This window comes from Bradyrhizobium sp. Pa8 (genome assembly GCF_052588265.1).
This window is the reverse complement of the sequence record NZ_CP176767.1, coordinates 6241650-6262770: the sequence shown is the minus strand read 5'-3', so window position 1 is coordinate 6262770 and position 21121 is coordinate 6241650. Positions and strand designations below refer to the sequence as shown.

Here is a 21121-nt window from a genome sequence, read left to right as displayed (position 1 = left end):
CGGCGGACGCAGTCCGGGCCTTAAGCCCATCGGCGCCTCTTTCCAGATGTCGTCAAAGCCACGCGGTCCTTTTGCCTGAGAGTTTCCGGGGCGGTTGCTCCTTCGGCGCCGGCACCAAAGCCGGTCTCTCCCGACGTGGCCGTACGATACAGATGGGTACAGACCACAGCCCGGCCAAGCCTGTCAACGCGGCCGTTGCGGCTTTCAACGGGATTGCAACGGGATTGAGCGCCTGCGGCAACTCACTGATCTCCTTGCACAGTTTCTGGACAGCGCAGCTGGCCTTGTCTAAAAGCGCTTTGACCCGCAGATATCAGCCCAAATGCCAGGTTTGGATGGCGTATCGCGGGTCCAAGCACACCCGATTGGATGAACATGAGCGGCGTCAACGAGATCAGGTCGACCTTTCTGAACTTCTTTGCCGAGAACGGCCACGAAATCGTGTCGTCCTCGCCATTGGTGCCGCGCAACGATCCCACGTTGATGTTCACCAATGCCGGCATGGTGCAGTTCAAGAACGTCTTCACCGGCGTCGAGAAGCGGCCCTATCAGCGCGCCACCACGTCGCAGAAATGCGTGCGCGCCGGCGGCAAGCACAACGACCTCGACAATGTCGGCTACACCGCGCGCCATCTCACCTTCTTCGAGATGCTCGGCAATTTCTCGTTCGGCGACTATTTCAAGGAGCGCGCGATCGAGCTGGCCTGGACCCTGATCACGCGGGAGTTCGGGCTCAAGAAAGACAAGCTGCTCGTCACCGTCTACCACACCGACGACGAGGCGGCCGGCCTCTGGAAGAAGATCGCGGGCTTCTCCGACGACCGCATCATTCGCATCCCGACCTCGGACAATTTCTGGGCGATGGGCGATACGGGGCCGTGCGGGCCGTGCTCGGAGATCTTCATCGACCGCGGCGACCACATCTGGGGCGGACCTCCGGGCTCGCCGGAAGAGGACGGCGACCGCTTCCTCGAATTCTGGAATCTCGTGTTCATGCAATACGAGCAGGTGACGAAGGAGGAGCGCGTGGATCTGCCGCGTCCCTCGATCGACACCGGCATGGGGCTGGAGCGCATGGCCTGCATCATGCAGGGCGTCGACAGCGTGTTCGAGACCGACCTGTTCCGCCATCTGATCGATGCGACCGCGTCCGCGCTCGGCAGCGGGCCGAACGAGCAGACCGTCGCCTCGTTCCGCGTCATCGCCGACCATCTGCGGTCCTCCGCTTTCCTCGTCTCTGATGGCGTGCTGCCCTCGAACGAGGGCCGCGGCTATGTGCTGCGCCGGATCATGCGCCGCGCGATGCGCCATGCGCAGCTGCTGGGAGCCAAGGAGCCGCTGATGCATCGCCTCGTGTGGGCGCTGGTCCGCGAGATGGGCCAGGCCTATCCCGACCTGATGCGCGCGGAGAATCTGATCGAGGAAACGCTGCGGCTGGAAGAGACCCGCTTCCGCAAGACGCTGGTGCGCGGCCTCGCCATTCTCGACGAGAAGAGCGCGTCCTTGAAGAAGGGCGACATGTTCGACGGCGACGTCGCCTTCACGCTGTACGACACCTACGGCTTCCCGCTGGATCTTACGCAGGACGCGCTGAAGTCGCGCGGCATCGGCGTCGACCAGGCCTCGTTCACCGACGCGATGGAGCGCCAGAAGGCCAAGGCGCGCGAGTCCTGGAAGGGTTCTGGCGAAGCGGCTTCCGAAGCAATCTGGTTCCCGCTGCGCGAAAAGCTCGGGGCCACCGAATTTCTGGGTTACGAGACCGAGAGCGCCGAAGGCGTAGTGTCGGCGCTGGTGAAGGACGGCCAGGAAGTCGCCAGCCTCAAGGCCGGTGACACCGGCGCGCTTCTTCTCAACCAGACGCCGTTCTATGCGGAGTCCGGCGGCCAGGTCGGCGACACCGGTGTGCTCACGGGAGAGGGCGGCATCAAGTTCCGCGTCACCGACACGCAGAAGAAGCTCGGCGATTTCTTCGTTCACGTCGGCACCGTGGAGAGCGGTGAGCTGAAGGTCGGTACCGCGCTGCAGCTCGAGGTCGATCACGGCAGGCGCTCCTCGATCCGCGCGCATCATTCGGCGACGCATCTCATCCACGAGGCGCTCCGCCAGGTGCTCGGCGACCACATCGCCCAGCGCGGCTCGATGGTGGCGCCCGACCGGCTGCGTTTCGACTTCGTGCATCCGAAGCCGATCACGGCGGAAGAGCTTGCCCGCGTCGAGGACATCGCCAACGACGTCGTGCTGGAAAACGACGAGGTCACGACCCGCGTCATGGGCGTCGACGAAGCGCGTGAGGCCGGTGCGCGTGCGCTGTTCGGCGAGAAATACGGCGACGAGGTCCGCGTCGTCTCGATGGGCAGGACCGCGCGCGAGCGCGGTGCCAATGCGCTCGGCTGGTCGGTCGAGCTCTGCGGCGGCACCCATGTGAAGCGCACCGGCGATATCGGCCTGATCACGCTGACCGGCGAGAGCGCGGTGGCCTCCGGCGTGCGCCGCATCGAGGCGCTGACCGGCAATTATGCGCGCAGGCACGCCAACGAGACCATGGCGCTGGCGAAGACCGCGGCCAACGAGCTGCGCACCTCGATCGACGACGTTCCTGCGCGCATCGCAGCCCTGATGGAAGAGCGCAAGAAGCTCGAGCGCGAGCTCTCCGACGCTCGCAAGAAGCTCGCGATGGGCGGCGGTACATCCGTCGGGAACGGCGCAGCCGCAGGCGTGCGCGAGGTCGGCGACGTCAAGCTGATGGCGCGCGCGGTCGAGGGCATCGAGATGAAGGATCTCAAGAGCCTTGCGGACGACGGCAAGAAGCAGATCGGCTCCGGCGTGGTCGCCATTGTCGGCGTCACCGAGGACGGCAAGGCCGGGATCGTGGTCGGCGTCACCGCCGATCTCACCGCGCGCTTCAATGCCGTGAACCTGGTGCGCGTCGCTTCCGAAGCGCTCGGCGGCAAGGGCGGCGGCGGCCGGCCCGACATGGCGCAGGCCGGCGGCCCCGATGGCGCCAAGGCGCCCGAGGCGCTCGCTGCGATCGAAAAAGCGATGGCAGGCGCTTAAAATCCCATGCGCCCCGTTCCGCGAGGACGTGGCCTTCGCGATCCCGATTTGAGGGATCGCCTCTACGAATTGCTGGAGCACGATCCGCTGGCCTATTCGGTCGGGTCGCGCTTCATCCAGATCATCATCGGCGTCATCGTGCTCGACGTCGTAGCGATGATTCTGGCCTCGGTGCCGGACCTGGATGCGCAATTCGGCACGTTGTTCTCGGCGATCACCATCCTCGCCGTGATCGTGTTCGCGCTGGAATATGCCGCGCGTCTGTGGACCGTGGCGGGCCACACGCCGCGCAAGGGCTCGGCGCTCGCCGACCGTCTCGGCTATGCCTTCTCCGCGCTCGGCATCATCGATCTCCTGGCGTTCCTCCCTGCCGCGATCGTGCTCGCCACGGGCCGGCATGCGACGCTGGCCGGGCTCGGCGTGCTGCCGTTCTTCAAGCTGATACGGTACTCGCCGGCAATGCGCTCACTGCTCGCGGCCGTCCATGCCGAGCGGCGGGCGCTGATCGGCTGCATCGTCATCCTGTTCGGCGTGGTGCTGACCTTCGCCTCGCTGCTCTACGCCATCGAGCGCGACGTGCAGCCCAGCAAGCTCGGCACCATTCCAGACGCGATGTGGTGGGCGATCGTGACGCTCGGCACCGTCGGCTATGGCGACGTCGTGCCGGTGACAGCGCTCGGCAAATTCATCTCGGTGTTCGCGATCATCTCGGGCTTTGCCATGATCGCGCTGCCGGTCGCGATCATCTCGACCGCCTTTGCCGAGGAGGTGAGGCGGCGCGATTTCGTCGTCACGTGGGGCATGCTGGCACGCGTGCCGCTGTTCTCGCATCTTTCGGCCGCGGAGATCGCCGACATCATGCGGCTGCTCCGCGCCCGCACCATCGAGCAGGGCGAGATATTGGTGCGCCGTGGCGATGTCGCCTCGTCGATGTATTTCATCACCGCCGGCGAGGTCGAGATCGCCCTGCCGAGCCAGCAGGTGCGCCTTGCCGACGGCACCTTCTTCGGCGAGATCGCGCTGCTGCATAAGACAAAACGCAGCGGCACGGTGACGGCGACGCGCAAGACGCGGCTGCTCGTGCTCGACGCCCAGGACTTTCACGCCCTGATCGAGCGCATGCCGACGCTCGCCGCCCACGTCCACCAGACCGCGAAGGCACGGCTCGAGGAGACCGGCGATCTTGCGGCGGCAGAATTGGCGCAGGCGGAGCGCGACGACGCCGACCGCTAAGCGATCAGCCCTTCTTCAGGAAAATGTAGTCGGCCGCGTACGGCGCGCTTTTGAACTCGCCGGCCTTGTCGCAAGCGCCGTCGAGCTTGCCGCCGTGGGTGTTGATGCGCTGGACGGTGGTGACCGGCGTCAGCACGCCGTTGCCGCGGCGCGAGGAGACCTCCAGCTTGAGCCAGGGGATATCGGCGGCGGTTGCGCCCGGCGCGTTGCCGATGGCCTTGCCGGCCACGGCGCCGCCGTCGGCGAGCTCCCAGTTCGGGCCGGCATAGTGGCGGCCGACGGTCTTGCCCTCGGCGAGCAGCGTCGCCACCGGCTCGCGGAAGGCCCAGGCAAGCTTGCCGTCAGTGCCCGCCTTGCACTCATATACCTGCGCGCCTTCGGCGTGAACGCTAAGCACGACGCTCTCGCCGGGGGCGGCGATGGCGTCGGGGAGCGGCTCCGCGGCTGCGGCGGGTCCGGCCACGGCCGCGAGCAGCAGGTAGGGGACGGCGAACTTGACGATGGACATGGGTGGCCTCCGCGCAACGGGTGTCAAAATGAATGGGCCGCGCCCAAGCGCGGCCCATAATGATGTCTAACCCCGACCAGAGGAAAATAATGCGCGGGCTTACGCCAACGCTTTCGTGAGGTTCTCCGCGACCTTGTCGAGGAAGCCGGTGGTCGAGAGCCAGCGCTGGTCGGCGCCGACCAGGAGCGCGAGGTCCTTGGTCATGTAGCCTTCCTCGACGGTGTCGACGCAGACCTTCTCCAGGGTGCTCGCGAACTTGGCGAGCTCGGCATTGTTGTCGAGCTTGGCGCGGTGCGACAGGCCGCGGGTCCAGGCGAAGATCGACGCGATCGAGTTGGTCGAGGTCTCCTTACCCTTCTGGTGCTCGCGGTAATGGCGGGTCACCGTGCCGTGGGCGGCTTCGGCTTCCACGGTCTTGCCGTCGGGGGTGAGCAGCACCGAGGTCATCAGGCCGAGCGAACCGTAGCCCTGCGCGACCGTGTCGGACTGCACGTCGCCGTCGTAGTTCTTGCAGGCCCAGACATAGCCGCCGGACCACTTCAGCGCCGAGGCCACCATGTCGTCGATCAGGCGATGCTCGTAGGTCAGGCCCTTGGCGTCGAATTCCTTCTTGAACTCGCGCTCGTAGACGTCCTGGAAGATGTCCTTGAAGCGGCCGTCATAGACCTTCATGATCGTGTTCTTGGTCGAGAGATAGACCGGGTAGTTGCGCAGCAGACCGTAGTTCAACGAAGCGCGGGCGAAGTCGATGATGGAATCGTCGAGATTGTACATCTGCATCGCGACGCCGGCGCCCGGGGTCTTGAACACTTCCTTCTCGATGACGGTGCCGTCCTCGCCGACGAACTTCATCGTCAGCGTGCCCTTGCCGGGGAACTTGATGTCGGTGGCGCGGTACTGGTCGCCATAGGCATGGCGGCCGATGATGATCGGCTTGGTCCAGCCGGGAACCAGGCGCGGCACGTTCTTGCAGATGATCGGCTCGCGGAAGATCACGCCGCCGAGGATGTTGCGGATGGTGCCGTTCGGCGACTTCCACATCTGCTTGAGATTGAACTCCTTCACCCGGGCCTCGTCCGGGGTGATGGTGGCGCACTTGACGCCGACGCCGACCTTCTTGATGGCTTCGGCGGCGTCGATGGTGACCTGATCGTTGGTCTCGTCGCGGTACTCCATGCCCAGGTCGAAATAGAGCAGCTCGACATCAAGGTACGGGTTGATCAGCTTGTCCTTGATGTACTGCCAGATGATCCGGGTCATCTCGTCGCCATCGAGTTCGACGACGGGGTTGGACACCTTGATTTTTGCCATGATCGGGGAAGCCTCTTGGGAACGGCGCTTTTGGCGCGCCACGGGAATATCCGCCGCCTCTTAGCACCGGACTGCAGCGGGCGAAAGCCAAGGGATTATGCACTTTTAGCTCATCCAGCTTGCCCAGATGGGGGGCGGGACGGGCCCTGCCGCAGGGGCGGGCCTCAGGCCTCAGAAGAGATTCAAAAGTCGAATCCAACCCGTTATTTCCCTTGAGAATTTCGTCAGGACAGGCAAACGACAGGCGAACGGGCGGCCGGCCCTTGGGCCGGCTTTGAATCAATTCCTGAAGAGCGCCTTGCCAAGGCCTTGAGAACCCAAGGCCTTGCGAACCAGTGTGAAAGCGAAACGAGATGTCGGGGACTGACAAGAGCAAGGCGGGCCTTTCCCTCGACGGTCCGATCGTGATCCTGGTCGAGCCGCAGCTTGGCGAAAACATCGGCATGGCCGCGCGCGCCATGGGCAATTTTGCGCTCAGCCGATTGCGCATCGTCAATCCCCGCGACGGCTGGCCCAACATCGCCGCCCAGCGGGCCGCGGCCGGCGCCGACTATATTCTGGAAAAGGTCGAATTGTTCGACACGGTCGGCGAGGCCGTCGCCGATCTCGACCTGCTGTTCGCCACCACCGCGCGTCCGCATGACCAGGCCAAGCCGGTGGTGGGGCCCGAGGCAGCGGCGACCGAAATCTCGGGGCACATCGCGACTGGGGGCAAGGCCGGCATCCTGTTCGGCCGCGAGCGCTGGGGGCTGACCAACGAGGAGGTCGGGCTCTCCAACCGCATCATCACCTTCCCGGTCAATCCGGGCTTTGCCTCGCTCAACCTCGCCCAGGCCGTGCTGCTGGTCGGCTATGAATGGTTCAAGCGGGTAACGTCGGGCGAGCTGCCGCACGCCATGCCGGAGCGGTCCGAGCGCGCCTCGCAGCACCAGATGCAGGCCTTCTTCGACAACCTCATCCGCGAGCTCGACCGGGTCGAATTCCTGCGCCCGGCCGAGAAGCGCGACACCATGCTGGTCAACCTGCGCAACATCTTCAGCCGGATGGAGCCGACCAAGCAGGACATGCACACCCTGCACGGGGTGGTGATGGCGATCGCGGAGGGGCGCAAGGGCCCGGCCAAGGGCGGCGTGCTGGACGGCGAGCAGGCCACCCGCCTGCGCGCGCTGCTGGCCGAGCACGGCCAGGGCGGCGGCGTGCCCGACAGCGGATCGACCGTGCGCGGCCTCGCCCGCCTGCTCCGCCGCAACCCGACCGATGCCGAGCGTCTGCTCTGGCAGGCGCTCACGCGCGACCGCCGCTTCGCAGGCCAGTTCAAGCGCCAGACCCCTGTGGGGCGCCACATCCCGGACTTCGTCTCGTTTGCGCACCGGATCGCGATCGAGCTGGTCAACCCGGGCGAGGGCGAGACGATCGCGGCAGATCGCGCGTCGCGGCGGACGTGGCTGGAGGCGCGGGATTATCGCGTGCTGGAGATCCGGGCCGCGGATGTGGAGCGGGACCTCGAGGCGGAGCTGGTGCGGTTGCAGGGGATGATCGAGCAGAGCGCGTAGGTCTCGTAGGGTGGATTAGCCGAAGGCGTAATCCACCTCTTCTCGTGCCGCGGCCAAAGTGGTGGATTACGCATCTATCGCCCCAGTTGCACCTCGCGTTCCACTGCAATCCATGTCGTACGAGCCACGGCCAGCAGCTTTCCGGCTTCATCATGGGCCGCAGCTTCGGCGGTCCGCTTGCGGCCGTCGCGGCCGGCTGGCCAAGCCGTGATGATGCAGGGCTCGCCGGGGCGCGGACGGGCCTCGATCCGCGCTGACATCCGTCCGAGCAGGAGCGGGGTCTTCTCGAAGCTGCCGCTCTGCTGATCAAAATTGCAGGCAAAGCCGGTGGGGCAATCGAGCGCGGACCAGAGGAATTCGGGGGCGATGAGGTCATCCTCGGCGGCCAGGTTCTGATCCGGCATCCAGGTCGCCGCGAGAACGGGAAGCTGTCCATGACGGCTGAGCGGGCCGGCGAAGATGCGCAGGCCGTCGCCTTTCGCTCTTGCGGGACCGCAGACGAAACAGTTCGGCAGCGGATGCTCGTGCGGTTTGAACAGCGCCAGCAATTCGGCTGCGCGTGCTTCCTGCAAACGGGCTGTCTCAAGGCGCGCGAGCTCGACGCTTACTGCGCGACCGGTCGCGACGACCTTGGCGCCGTCGCGAAGCTCCCATGTGCCGTCGGCGGTCGCGGCCGCATCGAGCGATTTGTCGAGAGGAGGCGGCGCGCGCAGCGTCACCTCGGCGCCGCCGGAAATGTGGCGGGCCAGCCGGCCGCAGACATAGCCGCCGTTCCCGGAGTTCGGAGGACCGCAAAAGCGCTTGTCGATGATGATCTCGGTCATCGGTTCTGTCCTCTCTTCCTGGTCGGGGCGCAGTCTACCTGATCTTGAGAACAATTCGTCCCTGAACCGCGCGATTGGCCAAGGCGCGCATGGCGTCGCCGGCCTCCTGCAAAGGGAGGACGCGATCGATATGTGGACGGATTTTTCCGTCGGCCAGCAATTGCACCAGCGTGTCATTCATGCGCGCGGCCTCCGCGGAGAATTTCTCCGCCCAGGCGCCGGCGAACACACCCAGGATGGAATAGTTCTTCAGAAGCGGCAGGTTCATCGGGATCTGTGGAATCGCGCCGCTGGTGAAGCCGATCGGCATCAACCGTCCGCCCCATTTCATCAGCCGGGCCATCTGCTCGAAGATCGCGCCGCCGACGTTGTCGAGACCGACATCGATGCCTTCTCCCGATGTGATCGACTTGATCCGGTCGCGCAGATCTTCGCTGCGATAGTTGACGACATCGCTGGCCCCGTAACGCCGCACCAGGGCGGCCTTGTCGTCGGAGCCGACGCCGGCGACGACGCGCAGACCGAGATGACGGCCGAGGTCGACGGCGGCAAGGCCGACCCCACCGGCCGCACCGGTGACGAACAGGGTTTCGCCACGCTGCGCCCGAGCCCGCTCAACCAGTGCATAATAGGCCGTGCCGTAATTGTGCAGCACCGTCGCCCCGGCTTCGAACGCGACGCCATCCGGTAGCCGCACGCTTTTGGATTCCTTCGCGATCATCCGTTCGGCGTAGCCGCCGGTCCAGGCACTGCAGGCCACGCGATCGCCGGGTGCGAACATCGTGACCTTGTCGCCGACCGCGACGACGACGCCGGAAGCTTCCGTGCCGGGCACGAAGGGCGTCGGCGGCCGCATCTGGTAGAGGCCCGAGACCAGCAACTGGTCCATGAAGCTCACGGACGCCGCGTGGACGTCGATGAGGATCTCGTCGCCGGCTGGCCGCGGCGCATCGATCTCACCGAGGCGCAGATCCGCGGGGCCAGTGAACGAATTGCACAGAACCGCTTTCATCGGGGCGCTCCGAAAATGCGCGGCAACAGCATCGGAACGCGCCGGCGATAGTCCTGGTAGGTCGCGCCGAACTCGGCGATCAGATCCCGCTCCTCGAACTGCAGGGCGACCAGGATGTAGGCCGTGTTCGCGATCGCGAACAGCAGATGGCCGGCGGTCATCTCGGGTGTCGCCCAGAACGCGAGCAGAAAGCCCAGCATGAGCGGATGCCGCACGATCTTGTAGAGCAGCGGCGTCCGGAAGGATTGACCTGATATCTCGGCTCCGCGCAACGCGAAGAGAGCCTGGCGCAGGCCGAACAGATCGAAATGATCGATCATGTAGGTCGAGGCGAACGCGATAAGCCAGCCGAGCCAATGCACGCCGGTCAGGAGCCACGCTGTAATTCCGCTGGCCTGCCAGATCGGCGCCGGGATCGGACGCCACTGCCAGAACAGCAGCAGGAGGATCAGGCTGGAGAGCAGCACATAGGTGCTGCGCTGGCAGGCGATGGGAAGGCTTCCCGCCCACCAGCGTTTGAAGGCCGGGCGTGCCATGACGCTGTGCTGGATTGCAAACAGGCTCATCAGCAGCAGGTTGACGACGATGGCCTCACCCAAATTCGCGGGGGCGCCGGCGTCGATCGACGTGTCGATTGACTTGGGCACGACATAATTGCCGACGAAACCGAGCGCGTAGAGGAATGAAGCCGTGAAGACGGCGTAGCTCACGATGGCGTAGAGCAGGATTGCGAGGCGAGCGAACATGGTTTTTCCTATTGTACCGATGGCGGCGGTGCCGCATTCAGGAGCATGAACTGCTCGCTGGCGAGCGGGCTCGATCTGGCCTGACTGCTATCGCTGGACCGTCCCCTGCGCGTCCCCCGGGGGCGCCGACCGGGGAGGGAGGATCTCCATGACGGCCTTTTCACTTGGCACGTTCGGGTTCCCCGAGGTCCATGCCGACGACCGCCCGATCAAGCTGGCCTTACGCAAGGGGCTTGCGCTGCTGGTCTATCTCGCGGAAGCCAAAGGCCCCGTCGCGCGCGACGTCATTGCCACGCTGCTATGGCCCGAGACTCCCCGCGAGACGGGCCTCGCGCGATTGCGGCGTCTGCTTCACCGCGTCGAGCTCAAGCTCGGCCAGGCGGTTTTCGAGACCGACCGCACGAGCTTGCGTTGGTCTCCGGAGGTCGAGCTGAAGATCGACTCGCATCAGTTCGAGCGCGCCTGCGACCGCGGCAACTTTGAAGAGGCCTGCCGGATTTATCGCGGCGACTTCCTGGCGGGCTTTTCTCCGGACGACTGTCCTGAGTTCGACGATTGGGCGTTCTTTCGCCGCGAGGCGTTGCGGGGACGGCTCGTGCAGGCGTTCGAGCGTCTGGTGCAGGACAGGAATGCTGCTGGCGATCATCTCGCCGCGACAGTGCATGCGGGCCGTCTGGTCGAGCTCGATCCGCTCAGCGAGGTGTATGGCCGGCATCTGATCCGCAGCCTGCTGCTGGCCGGCGACCGAAGCGCGGCGGAACGGCATCACGCGGCACTGGCGCAGCGGCTGCGCGACGAGCTTGGCGTCGCGCCGGAAGCCGAGACCGAAGCGCTTATGAGCCGCGCGGCCGCGCCGCTGCGCGATGCGCTTCCAGCGACACGCTATGTGGAGGGCGCCGGCGTGCATCTGGCCTATCAGACCTATGGCAGCGGTCCGCTCGACATCCTGGTCATGCCCGGCTTCGTCTCGCATGTGGAACGCGCCTGGGAGAACCCTCCGAGCCGGACGTTCCTGGCCTCATTGATGAGGCTTGGGCGGCTGATCGTTTTCGATCGCCGCGGCATCGGCCTATCCGACCGGGTCGGATCGGCCCCCGGCATCGACGTCACCGCGGACGACATCGGCACCGTGCTACGGGCGGCGGACTCGCGCCGCGTCGTGCTGTTTGGCGCATCCGAATGCGGGCCGGCCTGCATCAAATTTGCGGTCGAGCAATCCCGCCATGTGGCCGGGCTCATCCTGTTCGGCGCACTGGCCAAGGGCTGCTGGTCGGAGGACTATCCGCACGCGCTGCGCGCCAGCCAGTATGACGCCTGGAGCAAGCACCTGATTGCGCAATGGGGCGGTCCGGTCGGGATCGAAGCCTTCGCGCCGAGCCTGGCCAATGATCCGCAGGCCCGTGCCTGGTGGGCGGGACTGTTGCGCGCGGCGTCCAGTCCCGGCGGCATCTCCGCCGTGCTCGAGGCCTTTCGCGATGCCGACGTGCGACACCTTCTGGCGCGGATTGCGGTGCCGACGCTGGTGCTGCATCGGCGGGACGACAAGGCCGTGCGGATCGCGGCCGGGCGCGACATCGCGAGCCGGATCACCGGTGCAGAATTCGTCGAGCTCGACGGCAATGACCATTGGTTCTTTGCCGGCGACCAGCAGCCGGTGCTTGAGGCGATCAAGCGGTTCACGGAGGCTTTACCGCGTGAGGGGAGGTCGAGGCGATGACGCCTCAAGCCTCATTTATTGGCACGTTTCGTGCCTCCCAAAGCGGCACAAACGACGTGACACGATGCCTGGCCAAGGGAGACCCCGACATGAAACGCGAAGACCTCACCGAAAAGCTGCTCGACATCAAGCGCGAGAACGGCTGGAGCTGGAAATACATCTGCGACAAGGTCGGCGGCTATTCCGAGGTGCTGATCGTCGGTGCGATTCTCGGCCAGATGAAGCTGACGAAACCGCAGGCCGCCAATGCCGGCGAGCTGTTCGGCCTGTCGAAGGCCGAGACCGCGATGCTCAACGAGGTGCCGATGCGCGGCACCGGCACGCCGATGCCGCCGACCGATCCGCTGATCTATCGCTTCTACGAGATGGTGATGGTCAACGGTCCGGCGTGGAAGGCGCTGATCGAGGAGGAATTCGGCGACGGCATCATGTCGGCGATCGACTTCGACATGGCAATGGAGCGCGTTGCCAACCCGAAGGGCGACCGCGTCAAGATCACCATGAGCGGCAAGTTTCTGCCGTACAAATATTACGGCGCCAGCGGCAATGTGCCGGAATACGGCTTCAAAGAGGGGTGATCCCGCACGTCATTCCGGGGCGGTCCGAAGGACCGAACCCGGAATCTCGAGATTCTCTGGTGCGCAATTGCGCACCAGAGTTCGCGTTATCGCGCGCCCCGGAGTGACGCTTCGTGTCACTTCCCCGCCTTCACCTCGGCCGCCGCCACGGCGATCAATTCGCTCATCTTGGCGCGAATCGCCTGTTCGGTGATCGCGACGTTCTTGGCGGCGAAATCGGCCATGACCTTGCGCAGGACGTCGGCATCGCCGGCCTCCTCGAAATCGGCCGCGACCACTTCCTTGGCGTAGGCGGTGGCGGCCTCGCCGGTGATGCCGAGCTTCTCGGCGGCCCAAAGGCCGAGCAGCCGGTTGCGGCGGGCTTCCGCCTTGAATTTCTGCTCCTCGTCGAGGGCGAACTTCTTCTCGAAGCCTTCCTCGCGCTTGTCCAAACTGCTCATGCCTTTTCCAATTCCCTGCTGACTGGATACGGTGGCCGTCGTTGCGACGGCCCCGGCGCATGCCTAGATAGGGGGCACGAATCGGCAAAACAACGAGCCGTTAAGCCGCAGGCAAGACGGTATAAGTTGATGCCGGACGGCCGGATCGATTGTGCTGGGACAGCCAATCGGATAGGTTGCCTGAAGGCTTGGTTCCCGTTCTGTTTCCAAGGGGTTATAGACGGGTTCCCAGCCGTTCACGGCAGCTCCGCTGTGGGTCGTAACCTGGTAACCGGAGCACACCAAATACATGGATTTCAACAAAACACGGTACATCCCCATGAGCCGTCGGCGTCGTATTTATGAAGGCAAGGCAAAGGTTCTTTACGAAGGCCCGGAGCCCGGTACCCTGATCCAGCACTTCAAGGATGACGCCACCGCGTTCAATGCGAAAAAGCATCAGGTGATCGAGGGCAAGGGTGTCCTCAACAACCGGATCTCGGAGTACCTGTTTCAGCACCTCAACGACATCGGGGTGCCGACCCATTTCATCCGCCGCCTCAACATGCGCGAGCAGTTGATTCGCGAGGTCGAGATCGTGCCGCTGGAAGTGGTGGTGCGGAACGTTGCCGCCGGCTCGCTGTCGCAGCGCCTCGGCATCGAGGAGGGCACGCAGCTGCCCCGTTCGATCATCGAATTCTACTACAAGAACGACCAGCTCAACGACCCCATGGTGTCGGAAGAGCACATCACCGCGTTCGGCTGGGCGACGCCCCAGGAGATCGACGACATCATGGCGCTCGCCATCCGTGTCAACGACTTCCTCACCGGCCTCTTCCTCGGCATCGGCATCCGCCTCGTCGACTTCAAGATGGAGTGCGGGCGGCTGTTCGAGAACGAGATGATGCGGATCATCGTCGCCGACGAGATCTCACCGGATAGCTGCCGTCTGTGGGACATCAAGTCGAACGAGAAGCTCGACAAGGACCGTTTCCGCAGGGACCTCGGCGGCCTGCTCGAGGCCTACACCGAAGTCGCAAAACGCCTCGGCATCCTCATGGAGAACGAGCGTCCGCAGGGTACTGGCCCGGTGCTGGTGAAGAGCTAAGAGGGATTTGACGTGAAGGCACGTGTTACCGTTACCCTGAAGACGGGCATCCTCGATCCGCAGGGCAAGGCCATCGAAGGCGCGCTGAAGTCGCTCGGCGTCGACGGCGTCGCCAGCGTCCGCCAGGGCAAGGTGTTCGACATCGAGCTCGCCGGCGCCGACAAGGCCAAGGCCGAAGCCGCGCTGAAGGAGGCCGCCGACAAGCTCTTGGCGAACACCGTGATCGAGAATTATCGGGTCGAGATCGTCTAGCCCGCGCGGCGCTTCACAGCCATCCGACGCGGCGGAAGCGCCAGTAGAGCGCGGCGCATGAGGCGAGCATCACGCCGAGCAGCAGGTAATAGCCGTACTCCCAATCCAGCTCCGGCATGTGCTTGAAGTTCATGCCGTAGATGCCAGCAAGCGCGGTCGGGATCGCGATGATGGCGAGCCACGAGGCGAGCCTCTTGGAGACCGCGGTCTCCTGCGCCTGTCCGACCAGCAGGCTCGCCTCGAAGGCGAAGGCCAGCACTTCGCGCATGGAATCGATGCGCTCCTGGATGTTCCTGACGTGGTCGGTGACGTCACGGAACAGCGGCTGCATCGTCGCGCGCACCATCGACAGCTCGTCATGCTCCAGCCGGCGGCAGACTTCCACCAGCGGGCCGATCGCGGTCCTGAGCCGCAACAGGTCGCGGCGCAGCATGTAGAGCCGCTCGATCTGCTCCTTGCTGATCGGCTTGGAGAGGACGTCGTCCTCGATGCCCTCGACCTCCTCGTCGATGCTCTCCAGCACGGGCGAGTAGTTGTCGACGATGAAATCGAGGATGGCGTAGAGGATGTAGTCCTCACCGCGCGCCAGCGCCCGCGGGCAGCTTTCGCAGCGTTCGCGCACCGGCGTGTAGGACGTCGAGGCGCCATGGCGCACCGAGACCAGATAGCCTTCGCCGACGAAGATGTGCGTCTCGCCGAAAGCGATCCGGCCCTCGATCAGTTGCGCCGTCCGCGCCACGATGAACAGGGCCTCGCCATATTGCTCGATCTTCGGCCGCTGATGGGCGTTGTTGGCGTCCTCGATGGCAAGGTCGTGCAGGTCGAACTGCTTCTGCACGGCGCCGAGCAGCGCCATGTCAGGCTCGTGGAGCCCGATCCACACCACGTGGCCGGGCTTGGCCCGCCAGCTCGAAGCGTCGCTGATGGCGATATTGGCGACGCGCCGGCCGTCGACATAGGCGCCGGCAGCGATGACGCCCTGAGTGGACACCGGTTCGGAGGCGGAGGCGGGCAGCGACGGGACGTTCATGGCTTCAATCCCGGGCAAGATCGTCAGGCAAAAAGTGCCGTGGCTATGGCCTGTGTACAAGGCCGCCCGGCGAGGCTAGCACTGGTAAAATCCCCGTCAAATGGCTATGTCTCTTCACGATTTTGGCCCTCCTTGGCCAGCCCGATTCCCATCACCGTCGGAACCCGAACCATGAAAGCCGCCATCCTCGTCTTTCCCGGAATCAACCGCGAGCGCGACATGGCGCGCGCATTGAGGCTGATCTCCGGCAGCGAGCCCGCGATGGTCTGGCACGCCGAGACGTCGCTGCCCGCGGGCACCGACCTCGTCGTGGTGCCCGGCGGCTTCTCCTACGGCGATTACCTGCGTTGCGGTGCGATTGCGGCGCGGTCGCCGGTGATGGACGCGGTGCGCGACTATGCGGCCAAGGGCGGTCTCGTGCTCGGCGTCTGCAATGGTTTTCAGATCCTCTGCGAGTCCGGCCTGCTGCCCGGCGTCCTGATGCGCAACGCACGGCTGAAGTTCATCTGTCACGACGTGCATCTGCGCGTCGAGCGTTCCGACACGCCGTTCACCCGCGGCTACAATGCGGGCCAGGTGATCCGCGTGCCGGTGGCGCATGGCGAGGGCAATTACGAGGCCGACGAAGAGACCATCAAGCGGCTCGAAGGCGAGGGGCGGGTGCTCTATCGCTACTGCTCGGCCGAGGGTGTGGTCGACGATATCAGCAACATCAACGGCGCGGCGCAATCCATCGCCGGAATCGTCAACGACAGGGGCAACGTGCTCGGCATGATGCCGCACCCGGAGAACCACGTCGAAGACATCATGGGCTGCACCGATGGCCGCGGCCTGTTCGCCGGCCTCACTGCCCATCTGGAAAAGGCAGCGTGATCTCGTTCGTGGGGAAGCGGGCTCTCGCCGCGATCGCGGCGCTGTCGCTCGCGACATTTTCGCTCGCGACCGCCGCCTTCGCGCAGGATTTCCCCAAGCGCCCGGTCACCATGATCGTGCCGTTCGCGGCCGGCGGCACGTCGGACGTGATCGCGCGCACGGTCGCCGAGCAGATGGGCATCGCGCTCGGCCAGACCATCGTGATCGAGAACGTCGCCGGCGCCGGCGGCTCGACCGCGCTGGCGCGCGCCTCCCGCGCCGAGCCTGACGGCTACACCATCGCGATCGGCAACGCCGGCACCAATGCCGCGACCTACACGATCTATCCAAAACTGCCGTTCACGCCTGACTCCTTCGTGCCGATCGCCATGGTGGCGAAGACGTTCGGTATCATCGCGCTGCGCAAGGATTTCCCGGCGAAGGACCTGAAAGAGTTCATCGCCTATGCCAAAGCCAACCCGGGCAAGATCAATCTCGGCCATGCCGGTGTCGGCTCGTCGAATTACCTCATTTGCAAGAGCTTTGTGACGGCCGCCGGCATCGATGCGACGCTGGTCGGCTATCGCGGCGCGGCGCCCGCACTCACGGATGCGATCGGCAGCCAGATCGACGGCGTCTGTGATGCCGCGGCCTCCGTCTCGCAGTCGATCGGCGACAAGCTGGTGAGGGGCATGGTGGTCGGCTCGACCGTGCGGCTGGCCACGCTGCCCGATGTGCCCACCTCGGCGGAAGCGGGCCTGCCGGACTTCGAGGCGCAGGGCTGGAATGGCCTGTTCGCGCCCAAGGGCACGCCGCAGGCTGTCATCAGCCAAGCTGAATGCAGCCGCGCGCACCGCGGTGGAAACAGACGCGGTGAAGAAGCGTTTTGCCGATCTGTCGACCGTTGCGCCCGATCCCGACGAGCATACGCCCGAGGTGCTCCAGAAGCTCGTGACGCGCGACGTCGAGAAGTACCGGAAGATGCTGGCGGACGACGCCAAGCAATAGCAGCTTTGGCTTGCTGTCTCATGAACCTCAATCGCGCTTGAGACGACTGACTCCTCGTCGCCATCAAGGCGCGCGTCGGTCGCTGATTTCTGCGGAGGCGAACAACTCAAAGTTGTTTCGCCGCACGAGTTGCGATATCAGGAAGCGTGCGCTGTCGTTGTGCTCCTGGATGTCACATGCCCGTCGCTTTGGTCGTTCTGCTGCTCGATATCACACTGATTTACCACGCGTCGCGAACCGGGCGATTGCGGCCCTGGGCTTTCATCATCCTGCTGGTGCCGCTGATGGGCGCGCTCGCCTATATCGCGGTTGAGCTCATCCCGGAATGGTTTTCGAGCCCCGGCGCGCGGCAGGCGCGCCAACGCGTTGCCAATCGGCTCGATCCGGAGAAGCGCTATCGCGAGCTCTCCGACCGGCTGGCTGTCACCGATACCATCGCCAACCGTGCGGCGCTGGCCGAGGAGTGCGTGAAGATCGGGCGCTACGGTGAAGCCGAGCAGCATTACGATCACATTTTGGCACTGCCGATGGGCCACGATCCCGCCTACGCGTTCGGCAAGGCGCAGGCGGCGTTTTCCGCCAAGCGTCCGGCCGATGCGCTGGCGACGCTGGACGATCTTCAGAAGCAATGGCCGGACTTCGATTCCGCCGACGCGCACCTGCTCTACGCCCGCGCGCTCGCCGAGGTCGCCGGCTAGACGAGGCGCTGGAGGAATATCACGCCGTCGCCGGGTATTTCCCGGGCGCCGAGGCACGGGTGCGCTACGGCCTGCTGCTCCAGATGGTCGGCCGCAGCGCCGAGGCACGTGTGGTCTTCAACGAGCTCCTGATCCAGATGCGGCGCGCGCCCAAATATCTGCGCGAGGCGCAGGCCGAGTGGCTCTCGATCGCCGAGAAGCAGATTTCGACCTGAACGGGCATGCCAGGCGGAATGGCTTCAGGTCGGGAGTCTCATAGAAACACCAGCGATATCCAGGGCACGAAGGTGATCAGCAGCAGGCCCAGGAACAGCCAGGCGAGATAGATCCAGATCCGGCGCATGCCGGCATCCGGCGACACGCCGCCGATGCTGCAGGCTGCGTAGTAGCAGAGGCCGAACGGCGGCGCGAACAGGCCGAGGCCCATGGCGAGGATCACGACCATCGCATAGTGCACCTCGTTGATGCCGAACTGGGCTGCCACCGGAAACAGCAGTGGACCAAACAGCACGATCGCCGGAATGCCTTCCAGCACGCTGCCGAGCACGATGAAGGCGACCACCGAGATCAGCAGGAAGCCGTAAGTGCCGCCCGGCACGCCGGCCATGCGCGCCGCCAGATCATGTGAGAAGCCGGATTGCGCCAGCGCCCAGGCCATCGCGCTCGCAGCGCCCACGATGAACAGGATCGAGCCGGACAGCGAGCCAGCATCGGCAGCACATTCTTCCAGGAGAGGCTGCCGCGATAGATGATCAAGCCGAGCACGAGGCAATAGGCGATGCCGATGGTCGAGACTTCGGTGGCCGTCGCGTAGCCCTCGACCACCGCGCTGCGGATCAGGAACGGCAGCGTCAGCGCCGGCAAGGCGACCCACAACGTCTTCGCCACCACCGACATCGGCGCTCGCGCGACCTTGATCGCGGCATTCTCCTCCGCGCCTGCCCGGTAGCGCGCGACGAAGGCGAGCACGATCGCCAGCACGATCCCCGGCAGGATGCCCGCAGTGAACAAGGCCGCGATCGACACGCCGGTGACGGAGGCGATCGCGATCAGCACGATCGAGGGCGGAATGGTCTCGCTCATCGCACCAGATGCCGCGAGCAGGGACACCAGCTCGCCATCCTTCATGCCGCGTTTGCGCATTTCGGGAAACAGCACCGGCGCGATCGCCGCCATGTCGGCGGTCTTGGAGCCGGAAATGCCCGAGACCAGCAGCATGGCGCCGAGCATCACGTAGGACAGCCCGCCCCGGACATGGCCGAGCACGGACGCGAGGAACGCGACCATGACGCGCGCCATGCCGGTCTGCTCGACCAATTGTCCCAGCAGCACGAACAGGGGCACCGCGAGCAGGATCAGCGAGCTCATGCCCTCGTCGATCCGCCCGACCACGACCAGCAGCGGCGTCCGTGTCGTGGTCAGCAGGAGAGCGACGGTCGCCAGACAAAAGGAAAACGCGATCGGCACGCCCGCCATCACGGCGCAGCCGAGCAGGCCGACGAAGAAGATCAGCAGATTCCAGTTGCCGAGCGACTTCAGCGAGGGACCTGCGAGATAGAGCACGCCGGCAATCGCCGCAAACAGGACGGCGACGGCAAGCAGGTCCTTTGCCGACCGCTTGACGAGCGTGAGGCAGATGCTGGCGAGCGCGATGATGCAGCCGACCGGGATGGCGGCCGCGCGGACCATGCCGGACCAGCCAAGCGCCGGCGTCTCCACGAAGGCCTGGTCCTCCACATAATCCAGCGCCGGATGCAGGATGATCGCGAGGAACAGCGCAACCCCGCCGGCGGCGAGCGTCGAGGCCCACGCCTCGGCGCGCGGCGACAGATACGACGTGAAGAACGTCAGGCGCATATGCGCCGAGCGCTGCACGGCGATCGCGCTGCCGAGCATCGCCAGCCACAGGAACAGGATCGACGCCAACTCGTCCGACCAGATGATCGGCCGGTGGAAGATTGCACGCGCGACGATGCCGGCGAACAGGATGACGACTTCGGCGACGACGGCGATCGCCGCCGGGATCTCGACCAGCCAGCGCAGCGACTGCTCCAGCCAGCGTCCGCGCAACGGCTGTGCTTCGCCGAGCGTGACCGTTTCCGGCATGCCGACCACGGCGCTCATGCCAATGCTCCGGCCGCGGCCTCCAGCGTCTTCCAATTGTCTTCGCCGAACTTGGCGCGCCATTCCTTGTAGAAGCCGGCGGCCGACAGTCCCTTGCGGAACGCCTCCTTGTCGGAGACCGCGAAGGTGATGCCCTTGGCGGTCAGCTGGTCCTTCAGCGTCAGATTGAGCTTTGCGGTGTCCACGCGCTGCTCCATCGCGGCCTGGTCGAACTCACGCCGGACGATCGCCTGCAACTCGTCGGGCAGCGCCTTCACCGAGCGGCGATTGCCGAGGATGAAGAACGGATCCCAGATGTGGTTGGTCTCGGAGATGTATTTCTGCACCTCGTAGATCTTGCCGGCCTCGATGGTGACGAGGCCGTTCTCCTGGCCGTCGACGAGATGGGTCTGGAGCGCCGTGTACAATTCGTTGAAGTTGATCGAGGTCGGGTTGGCGCCGAGCGACTTGAACAGCGAGGTGAAGATCGGCGACACCGGCACGCGGATGCGGTAACCGTCGAGGTCGGCCGGCGTCTTGATCGGCTTGGTGAACGACGAAATCTGCCGGAACGTGTTGTCGGCGGGCTTGGCCACCATCAGCGCGCCGGTCTTCTCGATCTGGGTTGCGATCAGCTTGCCGAGGTCGCCATCCATCGCATTCCAGACCTGGCCGTAGTCCGAGAATGCGAAGCCGACATTGGCGATGCCGGCGGTCGGCGCCACCGTCGACAGCACGGAGCCCGCGATGTTGAGGAAATCGACGCCGCCACTGCGGATCTGGGTCAGGAGATCGGTGTCCGAGCCAAGCTGCGAGGCGGGAAAGAACTTGATCTCCAGCCGGCCGCCGCTCGCTTCCCTGATCCGCTTCACGGCCTGATCGAGGCGGGTGTTGATGGGCTGGGTCAGCGACTGGCCGGTGGCGAGCTTGTATTCGAACTCCGCGGCCTGCGCCGGCCGGGTGCGGATCGCGACCAGTGGAACGGCCGCAGCCGCCACCATGAAGTTGCGGCGTGAAATCGTGTGGTTCTTGCCCGACATCGTTGGTCCTCCCTGATGGCTTCGTTCGGCGCCTTTGTCGGCGCACGTAATCGTTGCGGCGCGCAGGCTTTGCCG

16 protein-coding genes, 3 pseudogenes and 1 riboswitch are annotated in these 21121 nt (G+C 65.2%); of the genes and pseudogenes, 10 read left to right on the top strand and 9 right to left on the bottom strand.

The window, feature by feature from the left end:
- Nucleotides 1-54 precede the first annotated feature (54 nt).
- Nucleotides 55-143, bottom strand: a riboswitch (glycine riboswitch).
- Nucleotides 144-375: 232 nt separating this feature from the next.
- Together alaS and ACKWRH_RS29735 are read left to right on the top strand one after the other, a co-directional pair.
- The gene (gene alaS / locus ACKWRH_RS29740; protein WP_445216405.1) at nucleotides 376-3054 is read left to right on the top strand and encodes an alanine--tRNA ligase; all 2679 of its coding nucleotides are present in this window, start codon (nucleotides 376-378) and stop codon (nucleotides 3052-3054) included.
- Between the two features lie 6 nt (nucleotides 3055-3060).
- Nucleotides 3061-4287, top strand: a complete 1227-nt coding sequence (locus tag ACKWRH_RS29735) for a cyclic nucleotide-gated ion channel (RefSeq protein ID WP_445216404.1) — start codon at nucleotides 3061-3063, stop codon at nucleotides 4285-4287.
- Nucleotides 4288-4291: 4 nt separating this feature from the next.
- Here the strand turns inward: ACKWRH_RS29735 and ACKWRH_RS29730 are convergent, their stop codons facing one another.
- Both ACKWRH_RS29730 and ACKWRH_RS29725 read right to left on the bottom strand, forming a co-directional pair.
- Nucleotides 4292-4795, bottom strand: coding sequence for a DUF3455 domain-containing protein (locus tag ACKWRH_RS29730; protein ID WP_445216403.1), 504 nt, complete (start codon nucleotides 4793-4795; stop codon nucleotides 4292-4294).
- 99 nt (nucleotides 4796-4894) lie between these two features.
- The gene (locus ACKWRH_RS29725; protein WP_028147510.1) at nucleotides 4895-6106 is read right to left on the bottom strand and encodes an NADP-dependent isocitrate dehydrogenase; all 1212 of its coding nucleotides are present in this window, start codon (nucleotides 6104-6106) and stop codon (nucleotides 4895-4897) included.
- A 353-nt stretch (nucleotides 6107-6459) separates the two neighbouring features.
- Here ACKWRH_RS29725 and ACKWRH_RS29720 point away from each other — a divergent pair, with 353 nt between their 5' ends.
- The gene (locus tag ACKWRH_RS29720) at nucleotides 6460-7659 is read left to right on the top strand and encodes a TrmJ/YjtD family RNA methyltransferase (protein WP_445216402.1); all 1200 of its coding nucleotides are present in this window, start codon (nucleotides 6460-6462) and stop codon (nucleotides 7657-7659) included.
- 74 nt (nucleotides 7660-7733) lie between these two features.
- Here the strand turns inward: ACKWRH_RS29720 and ACKWRH_RS29715 are convergent, their stop codons facing one another.
- From ACKWRH_RS29715 to mddA, 3 genes are read right to left on the bottom strand one after another with little or no spacing between them, the layout of a single operon-like run.
- On the bottom strand, nucleotides 7734-8483 hold the full coding sequence (locus ACKWRH_RS29715) for a PaaI family thioesterase (RefSeq protein WP_445216401.1): 750 nt from the start codon (nucleotides 8481-8483) through the stop codon (nucleotides 7734-7736).
- Nucleotides 8484-8517: 34 nt separating this feature from the next.
- The gene (locus tag ACKWRH_RS29710; protein WP_445216400.1) at nucleotides 8518-9495 is read right to left on the bottom strand and encodes an NADPH:quinone oxidoreductase family protein; all 978 of its coding nucleotides are present in this window, start codon (nucleotides 9493-9495) and stop codon (nucleotides 8518-8520) included.
- Nucleotides 9492-10241, bottom strand: coding sequence for a methanethiol S-methyltransferase (mddA, locus tag ACKWRH_RS29705; protein WP_445216399.1), 750 nt, complete (start codon nucleotides 10239-10241; stop codon nucleotides 9492-9494). Before mddA ends, ACKWRH_RS29710 begins: the two co-directional genes overlap by 4 nt.
- A 148-nt stretch (nucleotides 10242-10389) precedes the next feature.
- Between mddA and ACKWRH_RS29700 the strand changes: the two genes are divergently transcribed.
- Both ACKWRH_RS29700 and cynS read left to right on the top strand, forming a co-directional pair.
- Nucleotides 10390-11958 (top strand): alpha/beta fold hydrolase, encoded by a 1569-nt coding sequence (locus tag ACKWRH_RS29700; RefSeq protein ID WP_445216398.1) that lies wholly within the window; start codon nucleotides 10390-10392, stop codon nucleotides 11956-11958.
- An 89-nt stretch (nucleotides 11959-12047) separates the two neighbouring features.
- Complete coding sequence (cynS, locus tag ACKWRH_RS29695) at nucleotides 12048-12536, top strand: cyanase (protein ID WP_445216397.1); 489 nt, start codon at nucleotides 12048-12050, stop codon at nucleotides 12534-12536.
- A gap of 116 nt (nucleotides 12537-12652) precedes the next feature.
- Here the strand turns inward: cynS and ACKWRH_RS29690 are convergent, their stop codons facing one another.
- Nucleotides 12653-12976, bottom strand: a complete 324-nt coding sequence (locus ACKWRH_RS29690) for a DUF1476 domain-containing protein (protein WP_014494124.1) — start codon at nucleotides 12974-12976, stop codon at nucleotides 12653-12655.
- A gap of 319 nt (nucleotides 12977-13295) precedes the next feature.
- Here ACKWRH_RS29690 and purC point away from each other — a divergent pair, with 319 nt between their 5' ends.
- Together purC and purS are read left to right on the top strand one after the other, a co-directional pair.
- On the top strand, nucleotides 13296-14063 hold the full coding sequence (purC, locus tag ACKWRH_RS29685; RefSeq protein ID WP_172782948.1) for a phosphoribosylaminoimidazolesuccinocarboxamide synthase: 768 nt from the start codon (nucleotides 13296-13298) through the stop codon (nucleotides 14061-14063).
- Between the two features lie 12 nt (nucleotides 14064-14075).
- Entirely contained in the window at nucleotides 14076-14315 is a 240-nt protein-coding gene (purS, locus tag ACKWRH_RS29680; RefSeq protein ID WP_014494125.1) for a phosphoribosylformylglycinamidine synthase subunit PurS, read from the top strand.
- A 13-nt stretch (nucleotides 14316-14328) separates the two neighbouring features.
- Here the strand turns inward: purS and ACKWRH_RS29675 are convergent, their stop codons facing one another.
- Nucleotides 14329-15345 (bottom strand): magnesium and cobalt transport protein CorA, encoded by a 1017-nt coding sequence (locus ACKWRH_RS29675; protein ID WP_445216396.1) that lies wholly within the window; start codon nucleotides 15343-15345, stop codon nucleotides 14329-14331.
- Nucleotides 15346-15516: 171 nt separating this feature from the next.
- On the opposite strand from ACKWRH_RS29675, the gene purQ reads away from it, so the two are divergent.
- The 3 genes and pseudogenes from purQ (at nucleotide 15517) to ACKWRH_RS29660 (ending at nucleotide 18118) form a co-directional block, all read left to right on the top strand.
- Nucleotides 15517-16218 carry a phosphoribosylformylglycinamidine synthase subunit PurQ gene (gene purQ / locus ACKWRH_RS29670; protein ID WP_445216395.1) on the top strand — a complete coding sequence of 234 codons (702 nt, stop codon included), beginning with the start codon at nucleotides 15517-15519 and terminating at the stop codon, nucleotides 16216-16218.
- Nucleotides 16215-17205, top strand: a pseudogene (locus ACKWRH_RS29665) (tripartite tricarboxylate transporter substrate binding protein BugD). The gene purQ and the pseudogene ACKWRH_RS29665 overlap by 4 nt, the downstream one beginning before the upstream one ends.
- A 176-nt stretch (nucleotides 17206-17381) precedes the next feature.
- Nucleotides 17382-18118 (top strand): annotated as a pseudogene (locus ACKWRH_RS29660) (tetratricopeptide repeat protein).
- 38 nt (nucleotides 18119-18156) lie between these two features.
- On the opposite strand, the pseudogene ACKWRH_RS29655 reads toward ACKWRH_RS29660, so the two are convergent.
- Both ACKWRH_RS29655 and ACKWRH_RS29650 read right to left on the bottom strand, forming a co-directional pair.
- A pseudogene (locus ACKWRH_RS29655) lies at nucleotides 18157-20009 on the bottom strand (TRAP transporter large permease).
- Between the two features lie 14 nt (nucleotides 20010-20023).
- Nucleotides 20024-21046, bottom strand: a complete 1023-nt coding sequence (locus tag ACKWRH_RS29650; RefSeq protein WP_445216394.1) for a TRAP transporter substrate-binding protein — start codon at nucleotides 21044-21046, stop codon at nucleotides 20024-20026.
- Between the last annotated feature and the right edge of the window lie 75 nt (nucleotides 21047-21121).

Excerpts from the sequence above, each read along its gene's own strand:
- alaS (WP_445216405.1), top strand. The coding sequence starts at position 376 with ATGAGCGGCGTCAACGAGATCAGGTCGACCTTTCTGAACTTCTTTGCC.
- ACKWRH_RS29735 (WP_445216404.1), top strand. The coding sequence starts at position 3,061 with ATGCGCCCCGTTCCGCGAGGACGTGGCCTTCGCGATCCCGATTTGAGG.
- ACKWRH_RS29730 (WP_445216403.1), bottom strand. The coding sequence starts at position 4,795 with ATGTCCATCGTCAAGTTCGCCGTCCCCTACCTGCTGCTCGCGGCCGTG.
- ACKWRH_RS29725 (WP_028147510.1), bottom strand. The coding sequence starts at position 6,106 with ATGGCAAAAATCAAGGTGTCCAACCCCGTCGTCGAACTCGATGGCGAC.
- ACKWRH_RS29720 (WP_445216402.1), top strand. The coding sequence starts at position 6,460 with ATGTCGGGGACTGACAAGAGCAAGGCGGGCCTTTCCCTCGACGGTCCG.
- ACKWRH_RS29715 (WP_445216401.1), bottom strand. The coding sequence starts at position 8,483 with ATGACCGAGATCATCATCGACAAGCGCTTTTGCGGTCCTCCGAACTCC.
- ACKWRH_RS29710 (WP_445216400.1), bottom strand. The coding sequence starts at position 9,495 with ATGAAAGCGGTTCTGTGCAATTCGTTCACTGGCCCCGCGGATCTGCGC.
- mddA (WP_445216399.1), bottom strand. The coding sequence starts at position 10,241 with ATGTTCGCTCGCCTCGCAATCCTGCTCTACGCCATCGTGAGCTACGCC.
- ACKWRH_RS29700 (WP_445216398.1), top strand. The coding sequence starts at position 10,390 with ATGACGGCCTTTTCACTTGGCACGTTCGGGTTCCCCGAGGTCCATGCC.
- cynS (WP_445216397.1), top strand. The coding sequence starts at position 12,048 with ATGAAACGCGAAGACCTCACCGAAAAGCTGCTCGACATCAAGCGCGAG.
- ACKWRH_RS29690 (WP_014494124.1), bottom strand. The coding sequence starts at position 12,976 with ATGAGCAGTTTGGACAAGCGCGAGGAAGGCTTCGAGAAGAAGTTCGCC.
- purC (WP_172782948.1), top strand. The coding sequence starts at position 13,296 with ATGAGCCGTCGGCGTCGTATTTATGAAGGCAAGGCAAAGGTTCTTTAC.
- ACKWRH_RS29675 (WP_445216396.1), bottom strand. The coding sequence starts at position 15,345 with ATGAACGTCCCGTCGCTGCCCGCCTCCGCCTCCGAACCGGTGTCCACT.
- purQ (WP_445216395.1), top strand. The coding sequence starts at position 15,517 with ATGAAAGCCGCCATCCTCGTCTTTCCCGGAATCAACCGCGAGCGCGAC.
- ACKWRH_RS29650 (WP_445216394.1), bottom strand. The coding sequence starts at position 21,046 with ATGTCGGGCAAGAACCACACGATTTCACGCCGCAACTTCATGGTGGCG.